9 protein-coding genes and 1 riboswitch are annotated in these 8679 nt (G+C 35.8%); of the genes, 4 read left to right on the top strand and 5 right to left on the bottom strand.

Annotated elements, in window-relative coordinates; translation table 11 throughout:
* Positions 1 to 227: 227 nt before the first annotated feature.
* Positions 228 to 596 carry a Gp49 family protein gene (locus tag AC3WR0_RS25040; protein ID WP_492554796.1) on the bottom strand — a complete coding sequence of 123 codons (369 nt, stop codon included), beginning with the start codon at positions 594 to 596 and terminating at the stop codon, positions 228 to 230.
* Positions 597 to 813: 217 nt separating this feature from the next.
* Positions 814 to 952, bottom strand: a riboswitch (cyclic di-AMP (ydaO/yuaA leader).
* 321 nt (positions 953 to 1273) lie between these two features.
* Positions 1274 to 1444, bottom strand: coding sequence for a hypothetical protein (locus tag AC3WR0_RS25045; RefSeq protein WP_155899837.1), 171 nt, complete (start codon positions 1442 to 1444; stop codon positions 1274 to 1276).
* Between the two features lie 299 nt (positions 1445 to 1743).
* On the opposite strand from AC3WR0_RS25045, the gene AC3WR0_RS25050 reads away from it, so the two are divergent.
* Both AC3WR0_RS25050 and AC3WR0_RS25055 read left to right on the top strand, forming a co-directional pair.
* A complete protein-coding gene (locus AC3WR0_RS25050) occupies positions 1744 to 2142 on the top strand; it encodes a hypothetical protein (protein WP_492554797.1) in 399 nt (132 codons plus the stop codon).
* A 225-nt stretch (positions 2143 to 2367) separates the two neighbouring features.
* Positions 2368 to 2892 carry a CBO0543 family protein gene (locus AC3WR0_RS25055; RefSeq protein WP_492554798.1) on the top strand — a complete coding sequence of 175 codons (525 nt, stop codon included), beginning with the start codon at positions 2368 to 2370 and terminating at the stop codon, positions 2890 to 2892.
* A gap of 430 nt (positions 2893 to 3322) precedes the next feature.
* Here the strand turns inward: AC3WR0_RS25055 and AC3WR0_RS25060 are convergent, their stop codons facing one another.
* From AC3WR0_RS25060 to AC3WR0_RS25070, 3 genes are all read right to left on the bottom strand, one after another.
* Positions 3323 to 3757 (bottom strand): SRPBCC domain-containing protein, encoded by a 435-nt coding sequence (locus AC3WR0_RS25060; RefSeq protein ID WP_492554799.1) that lies wholly within the window; start codon positions 3755 to 3757, stop codon positions 3323 to 3325.
* Between the two features lie 451 nt (positions 3758 to 4208).
* Positions 4209 to 4694 (bottom strand): GNAT family N-acetyltransferase, encoded by a 486-nt coding sequence (locus AC3WR0_RS25065; protein ID WP_492554803.1) that lies wholly within the window; start codon positions 4692 to 4694, stop codon positions 4209 to 4211.
* Between the two features lie 309 nt (positions 4695 to 5003).
* On the bottom strand, positions 5004 to 5597 hold the full coding sequence (locus tag AC3WR0_RS25070) for a CBO0543 family protein (protein WP_492554800.1): 594 nt from the start codon (positions 5595 to 5597) through the stop codon (positions 5004 to 5006).
* Positions 5598 to 5920: 323 nt separating this feature from the next.
* Between AC3WR0_RS25070 and AC3WR0_RS25075 the strand changes: the two genes are divergently transcribed.
* Together AC3WR0_RS25075 and AC3WR0_RS25080 are read left to right on the top strand one after the other, a co-directional pair.
* Entirely contained in the window at positions 5921 to 7045 is a 1125-nt protein-coding gene (locus AC3WR0_RS25075; RefSeq protein WP_492554801.1) for an ABC transporter ATP-binding protein, read from the top strand.
* Positions 7045 to 8607, top strand: coding sequence for an ABC transporter permease/substrate-binding protein (locus AC3WR0_RS25080; protein ID WP_492554802.1), 1563 nt, complete (start codon positions 7045 to 7047; stop codon positions 8605 to 8607). Before AC3WR0_RS25075 ends, AC3WR0_RS25080 begins: the two co-directional genes overlap by 1 nt.
* Positions 8608 to 8679 lie beyond the last annotated feature (72 nt).

Raw genomic sequence — 8679 nt, forward strand, 5'->3', positions numbered from 1 at the left:
CTTGAAAAAGTGGACCAAACTCCGATCGTTACAGAATATTGGTCTACACCTCACATATAAAATTATAGAGGATTCCAATTAATCCTTCAAATTCACTATACAAAAAAAATAATGAAATCCTGAAAATTCACAGGATTTCATTGACAAATTTGTTTTTCAACAATATGAAAGCTGTCATTTTGACAGCTTTCCTTTGCCTTCATTCACCTAGTCAACCCCAAGCTAACCTAGATTAAATATGCTCCCAATGCTACCATTGCTTTCTTTAAAGCTTGTTCATATGCTTTATCTTTCCCCATCACTAAACGAAAATCAGACTTATCACGAACAGTTGATCGTCCTTCTACTTCATATCCATTTTCAAAGATTAATAGACAAATGGTGGATTTATCGCTCATTCGGTGAAACTTCTTCTCCACTATCATTCCCTCAAGCTTAATACGCTTGTCATCCCTGATATCGGCAGCTCTGGAATACGGAATGACAACATGATCATAAAAATGCTTGTTTTTACAGGTTACTGAAAGAATTTTTTCTCCCATGTGATTAACCGTATTAATCTCTCCACATTTTGGGCAAATACTTTCAATTAACATTTTCATCTCTCCCAAAGCCAATGTTTTATTTCATTTATCTAAATGTTTTCTTTCAATCCCGAGGCCGAGTTTTCTGAAGGACGGTGAATCAAACTTCAAACTATTTTTACCTTGTTTCCTCCAATCCCTATGAAAAAAACAAAAAACCGCCTAGAACGAAAGTATTCTTTTTGTACTTTAAAGCACAAAAAAAACACCTTCAAAAAGGTGGTCTTTTGACCTCCTTCGCTTTAGCCTACGAAGTTAGCTGACGGGTAGGATGGCGAAGAAGTGACATCCCTCCTGCAACAATCGCAGAATTAACCCCAATTAGTGTGGGTCCTCCGTTTCCTTTCGGAATTTGGCTGTTTAAGTTTTATTATTAATCCTGATAATACGACGCAGAGCGTTTAAAGTAAAGGTCAAAATAGTTTAAAAATAAAGATTTTTTTCGTAATTACGCTTAATAAAACGCTTACATCATATTGTTACTTAAAGAATCTCTTTATTTTAAGCTTTTGGGCTGTTCAAAGCTGACGAAGCTTTCCTTGTCCCTGTGCTTTTCGCCTGACTAGGGAATCTTCGAAAAGCCGGTGCTTTTTCTTCGAGATCGGCAAGCTGACGAAGCCTTCCTTGTCGTGTCGTCGTGTGTTCAGGAATTTATGGGTATAAATTCTAGTTAGCAAAAAAGCAAGCTGTCAATTTGACAGCTTTTCTTTTATTTGTTCCTTCAGTTTTAACTCAGAAAAATGCACCAGCTTAATATCATGACTACCTTCTTCCACTATTTCACAGAAACCAATGGCACTTTGAGAAAGCATTATATAATCCTTTCCCTTATAAACAACAGCTATAGAATCTGTTTTCACTATTATCACATCCAATAAGTTTTAATGTAATATTAGATGAACTTTTTACTACAGTCTGTAGATACTTTGTGAACAAAAGTTGAGCAATTAAAAAATGGTATGAAATGACCATTCTTCAATTTAGGAGGACACTCCTTTTCTCACTAAAATGTATATATTCTTCATAACTTAATCATTTATGGAAACAATATTATCATTCCAAAATTAAGTTGGTGATCAATATGAGGAGACATAAAAATTTTATTATTTTATTGGCCATTCTTCCTTGGTTGTCAGTTCCCTTTCTTGGCGGAAAGACATTGAAAAAATTCATCCCCGGCGTATCGTTTATTACTCTATACGTGATTGCTGAAGGATGGTTAGCTGAAAAGAAAAAATGGTGGTGGTTCTTTCACAAGGCCAAACCCAATGTTCTTGGCGAATTGCCATTAATTGCAGGCCCATTTATCGTCGGATCCTTTTGGACATTAAAATTTACCTATGGGAATTTTAAAAGATATTTTATAACTAACCTCATTATCGATTCCTTTTTCACCTATATTATGGTCGGTGTATTTAAGAAAATGGGATATGCTACGCTCGTAAGGCTGTCTAAATTTAAGCTTTCCCTTCTGTTCCTTATCAAATCATTGTCCATGTACGGATTTCAATACGGTTATGAACTTTATAAAACAAAAAGGAAAAAAGAAGATCTGTAAAATGGGCAAAAAAAATCTGCCGCCAGACATAGGCAGCAGACTAAATAGGGAGAGGGATGGATAGGGGCATCCACCCTACAGTTAGCTATTTACCCACCGGATTATAAAATAATCCTCTAAATAGAAATTTTACCAATAAAGTTTTTAAAACCAATGCCATCTTGAATAAAATGCCCCGTATTTGACGAGTTCATGAAGCTTTGTATTTCTGCAAGGAGTTTTTATATGCATATCCTTTATAATTTATTATTCTTAGTTGCTGCTATTAAATGGGGCGATTGGAAAAACTGGCGGATCTATTATCCAACGTGGCTATTTTTTGTAGGGGGTGATTTGTTTAAGAATACTCTCTTACATGATCACATGCTTTGGTCTTATAAGGAAACTATATTTGGAAACCAATTTTTATTCGGTCATTTTATCATAAATATAGTGATTATGCTATTTGCTTATTCCTCTACTTTGCTTATTTATCTAGGTAATTTTCCAAAACAGCCATTTAAACAGGTATTGTGGATATTATTTTGGGTATTTATTTATAGTGGAATTGAATTTATCAATCGGGATTATTTGCATTTAATTGAACATCATTACGGTTGGAATATGTATTGGTCCATCCTCTTTAATATTGTGATGTTTTCTGTTTTAAAACTGCATGTTAAAAGACCACTTGCTGCCTGGTTAATTTCCATCCTAGCCATAATTGTTCTTTTAAAATCATTTGATATTCCAAAGGAATCATTTAAGTAATTTAACCAAGGGAAACTTTTCCCTACTACCCTAATCACCACGGTCTCCTTTTAATAATTCTTTTGATTGTTCTCATCTTTTGCATAGTAAATTCAATTCATATCAACATGAGGTGATAATGTGGAAGAGAATAAATTAAGACTCGCTTCTAACGAGATAGGAACCCTATGGGGAGAATATGTGAACGGTACAAAGCAAATGGTTTGAACAACCTCCTCTTGCTCCTAATCGGAAAGAACTTGCAAAAATAATGTGTTTAAAAAAGAAAATCGCTTCGTAACAAAGCATCCTTTTCCATTGAAAGAGATGGTTTTTTTACTGATATAAAGTTCCTATTGTCCGTCGTTCGTTCAGAATTTATGGATATATCTCCTGATGAGCTAAAGAAAGCACATTTGAGTAAATGTGCTTCTTTGAGTTTGTTCAAATGCTACTTAACTACCCCGCCTCTTAACTGGGAAACACCAAATTCCAAATACCCTTTTAAGCAAGACAACATAAATACCCAGCCTTCTTTATTATCTAACAATTGACTAATCAATTCTTCATCTTCTTCCTTAAAGCCTTCTTCAACTACTTCGATAATTGTATTGGAATGATCCAACTCTTCTAGCGTAATGGTTACAATATTTCCTTCTCCATTTGCACCCCATTCGTAAACAATTGTCTTATTGTTCTCGATTTTCAAAATTTTTATATCAAGCTGTGCATTGTATTCCTCATATTTAACAGTAATGATTTTACCTTGTTCCCATCTTTCAGAACTTGATGAAAACCAAAAGTTTCCGATTTTTGCGGGGTCTACAAAAGCTTCAAATACTTCATTAGCTGGCTTTAAGATCTTAAACTTTGTAACATTTTTCATATGTATCAGTCCTCTCTTTTTGTAAAAAATTGAAATTGAGTTTCTTCCATATCCTATCTCTTAATATTAACTCAGGGAGTGATAGTATGGGGAGAATAAAAAATAGTAGCTGCAGAAACAATATGTTTTAGTGGTGTATACATAAATTCCCCCGTCAATTAACCAACATAATTTCTATTAAATTACTATTTCTTATTCTCTATTTGCGTTTATATTCCTTCTTTATTACATAAAAGAAAAAAGGCCACTGATAATGATGGCCGGAATAACTATTTATATGATTACTTTAAGGAGAAACGGGTAATATATTTACATAAGGATCGATTGATCTTTCCATAACCCCCCTATTAAATCTACTGTCCTGCAGTAGATTTTTTCATTACACTTTTTTCAACAATTTTTAATAAGGCGATACAAATAAACTAAATAATTATAAAGTTTTATGCTTCCTCTATAATTCTTTAACCATGTTATACCAAATGACTCCTCCATGCTCAGAGGTTGAAACCCCTTTGTTGAGGTAACCACGGTTTTCGTAAAAGGCAATTAAGCTGTTTTTACAAGTAAGGGTAATGGTTTCGCGTTTCTTCTCACTAGCTTCTTTTTCAAAATGTGTAAGTAAAGCCGAGGCCACTCCACGTTTTTGAAAATGCGGGGACACTGCTAGTCCTAAAATACTTTGATGTCCGCCTGCAGCTGGATTAGCCTTTGTAACACTAAAAAGGTCATCTGTAATGTATGATGATTCAATGACGGGTCCATTTATCAAACCAATTATGTCACCATCCTCTTCAGCAACAAAAAAACTATCCGGAATGGACTGAATACGCCTTTCAAAAGCTTCTTCTGTAGCAGCCTCTTCTTTCTTAAAGCAAAGATCCTCAATGACTACAAGTTCAGATAAATCATCCATTTTGACATTTCGTATTTTCAACAACCCATCGTCCCTCCAAAAAATGTATTTCTCGTTAGATTCAGTAAAACGTTTACATCTTTCAATATAAAAGACTTTAAAGTTATATCCAAGAATAAACCACCATTTCATCAAAAAACATCCTTCGGGGTTCCGTACCTTGTGAACGATTGCTTTCATCTAGCCCCTCTAATTCGTATGGTTCACTCTTCACCAGCTGTTCTTGCCCTCCCCTCAGTTTTCTCTCACCCCAGAAATGAAAATGGATTTTTTCACAGAAAAAAAGATGATGCCGCAACACCACCTTGTTGATTTTTTCCTATTGAATAATATCTAGGATTTGTCCCGATTAAAACTCCATTTTGTAGTTTTACTCAAAAATTTAAAAAGGTCAGTTACCCATTTAGAAGTTAAGCCGACCATTAGATAACCGGCGAAAAGTAATAGAAAGTTCTCCTTGCCATTAAAATGAAAAAGTCCAATTCCGACCATTAGCGGTTTTAAAAAAAACGCAAAAGCAAGACAGAGCAGAAGCATCCAAATATAATAATTCTTCCGTCTGTTAAGTGTGTATTGGTAAAGCAGAATATAAGTAACAGGTACCAGTGAAGCATCTAGAGTAACACTTGATGGAAGCAGGGGAAGAAGTTTATAGGGATAAATCCATGTGCCTCTGAGTGTACCAAAGGCATCCGTATAAGTAAAAAAAACATGAACACTATACCCATAAAATCCAACTTGGAATATGTTTTTTCGATCAATGAAGAGAATTAATAAGATAAGAGGAATAACAAACATAGCAAGAATAACCCAAAATTGCCAAGTTGTGTAGTTAGAATAATCATGCCAGTAATTCATCCATCTATCACTTTGTTCAATTTCTGCCTTTCTTATTTGTTCAAGTATATGTAGCTGACCAGTTTTCAAAAGTGTCCCCCTCCCCTTTTTATTAGTAATTAGTTTTAACAGAAGGTTTTATTCATTAATCTGAAGTTGGTCAATGGCAAGAAAATCCACTTACTATTACATCATGTTTTATTTACTACTGCTCCGGTGGCTTCTCTTTTAACGAAGCAAAAATGAAAGCTATCTAAGACTTTTCAAGAAGTTTGTTAGCATAGAGAATCCAGGAAAGGTTTCCCTTTTTTACGTGAGTTTTCAAATTACCCTTCAAAAGAAACAACTCTTATGTTATTATTAAGTTGTTACTTAATAGATGAATATATAAATAACATTTTAGGGGGAATTTGGTGATTAAATTTGAAAACATTGTTAAAAGCTATCAGAAACGTGCAGTCATTGACAATTTCAATTTGGAAATCAACGCTGGTGAGCTGGTCGTCTTTATAGGGCCCAGTGGCTGCGGCAAGACCACTCTGTTAAAAATGGTGAACCGCCTTATTGAGCCAAGTTCAGGAAAAATTTTAATAAACGGAAAAGATATCTTAAAGATGAATCCCGTAGATCTAAGGAGAAACATCGGATATGTTATCCAAAGTACTGGTCTATTTCCTCATATGACAATCCAAGAAAATCTTGAACTTATTCCTAAGCTTAAGGGAGAATCACCCGAATCAATTGAAAAGAAGACAGAGTACCTTTTGAAGCTTGTTGGTTTAAATCCTAAAGAATACCTTTATCGCTATCCAAAAGAATTAAGTGGCGGACAACAACAGCGTGTTGGAGTTGCCCGCGCCTTCTCAACTGACTCCGATATTATCCTTATGGACGAGCCGTTCAGCGCTCTTGATCCTGTTACAAGAAGCTCCCTTCAGGAAGAACTCTTTAATATGCAGAAGGAATTGAACAAAACCATTATCTTCGTAACCCATGATATGGACGAAGCCTATAAAATTGCGGATAAAATTTGTCTACTTAAAGATGGCCATATCCTGCAATATGATACGCCTGAAAATATCCTTAAGAACCCAGCTTCTGAATATGTGGAGAGCTTCTTAGGAAAACGACGCGTTTGGAACAACCCAGAGGTTTTAAAAGCGGAAGACATTATGATTACAAACCCTGTAAAGGTTCTGCCTAAGCGGAATGTATTCCAGGCAGTTGAGATTATGAAGGAAAACAAAGTGGATAGCCTTATGGTCACTGACAGTGAACAAACTTTAATCGGTCTTGTGACATTAAAAGATATTAAACTTGTTGACCGGAAATTGCCTATTGCTGAAATTATGGAAAGAGATGTTTATTCTGTTACGGAAGATACTGACCTCATTTTTGTCCTTAAGATGATGAATGACCATAAAATTGGTTATTTACCTGTAGTAAATCACTCTGGTCATTTAAGAGGGCTGATTACCCGTAGCAGCATTCTTGCTGCTTTGAGCAGTCAATTACTTGACTTGGAGGTGGCATTTTAATGAAAGAATTTTTTAACTATGCAACCAAAAATACCGGGCAAATCCTCGATTTGCTTGGACAGCATATCTTATTAAGTATCGTATCAGTATTGATTGCCATTATTATTGGAGTTCCTCTTGGTATCCTGATTTCAAGAAATAAGAAATTCTCTAAACCCATCATTGGCACAGCAAATGTTATCCAGGCAGTACCAAGCTTGGCGCTGCTCGGATTCTTAATCCCCTTCATCGGCATAGGCAGTACTCCTGCCGTCATTATGGTTGTGCTTTATTCTTTACTTCCTATTGTAAAGAACACGTATACCGGCTTAACTAATATCGATTCTGATATTATTGAGGCTGCAAGAGGAATTGGCTTAACCAAGAGTCAGACTATGCGAAAAATTCAGCTGCCGCTTGCCTTTCCGATCATAATGGCAGGAGTTCGTATTTCTGCTGTTACGGCTGTGGGACTTATGACAATTGCGGCCTTTGTCGGAGCCGGCGGACTTGGCTATCTAGTTTTCTCTGGTGTTTCAACAGTCGATAATAATATGATTCTTGCTGGGGCTATTCCCGCTTGTATCTTAGCCCTACTCATCGACTTTGCTGTCGGCAAAATGGAATCAAAGCTTTCTTATACCAGCAAAATGAATGGATCTGTTAAGCACCGGAAACAATCGAATACAAAAAAGATTTTAATTCCTGCCATTGTTACTCTGCTAGTTCTTGGATTTGGTGGAGCGTACGCTTTTAAAATGGCGGACGCTAAAGATAAAATTGTCATTGGATCAAAAAATTTCAGCGAATCGATTATTCTTGCCCATATGACAGCTGATTTAATTGAAGCAAAAACAGATATTTCAGTTGAACGTAAAGTAAACCTGGGCGGAACACAGGTAGTATTTGGGGCCCTCAAAAAGGGTGATGTTGATGCTTACGTTGAATACACAGGCACAGGCCTAGTAAGTATTTTGAAAAAAGAAGTTTCGAATAACCCTAATAAGGTATATTCCACAGTAAAAAATGAATTTGAAAAAAGATATGGTATTGAAACGCTTAAACCGCTTGGATTTAATAATACCTATACTCTAGCAGTCAGACAGGACACGGCCAAAAAGTACGGTCTGGAAACCTTCTCTGATTTAGCAAAAATCAGCAATCAATTAACCGCTGGTACTACCATCGAATTTTCAAACAGAAAAGATGGTCTTCCAGGTCTGGCTAACACCTATAATATGAAATTCGAAAATCTTAAGGCTGTAGACGGCGGTTTACGGTATACGGCCTTAATGAACAATAAGAGCCAGGTTATCGATGCCTTTTCTACAGACGGCATGCTTAAGGAATTCAAATTAAAAGTCCTAAAGGATGACAAGAACTTCTTCCCTCCATACTACGCTGTACCAATGGTGAGAGAAGATACACTTAAGGAATACCCTGAATTGAAAAAAGTCATGAACTCCCTAGCAGGAACTTTGACAGACGAGAAAATGCGTGAACTAAATTACAAGGTTGATAGCCTTAAGCAATCACCTGAAAAGGTTGCGAAGCAATTCTTAATAGATGAAGGATTAATTTAATATGACGGTTTGTCAATCTAAGTGCGACACTTCCTCATAAAACGCTTCGTGTGCAGTTTTCCAATTTAAACA

Source organism: Neobacillus sp. FW104-15D2 (genome assembly GCF_058790155.1).

Coding starts and splice junctions, on each gene's coding strand:
- AC3WR0_RS25040 (WP_492554796.1), bottom strand. CDS start 596: ATGTTAATTGAAAGTATTTGCCCAAAATGTGGAGAGATTAATACGGTT.
- AC3WR0_RS25055 (WP_492554798.1), top strand. CDS start 2,368: ATGCATATCCTTTATAATTTATTATTCTTAGTTGCTGCTATTAAATGG.
- AC3WR0_RS25060 (WP_492554799.1), bottom strand. CDS start 3,757: ATGAAAAATGTTACAAAGTTTAAGATCTTAAAGCCAGCTAATGAAGTA.
- AC3WR0_RS25080 (WP_492554802.1), top strand. CDS start 7,045: ATGAAAGAATTTTTTAACTATGCAACCAAAAATACCGGGCAAATCCTC.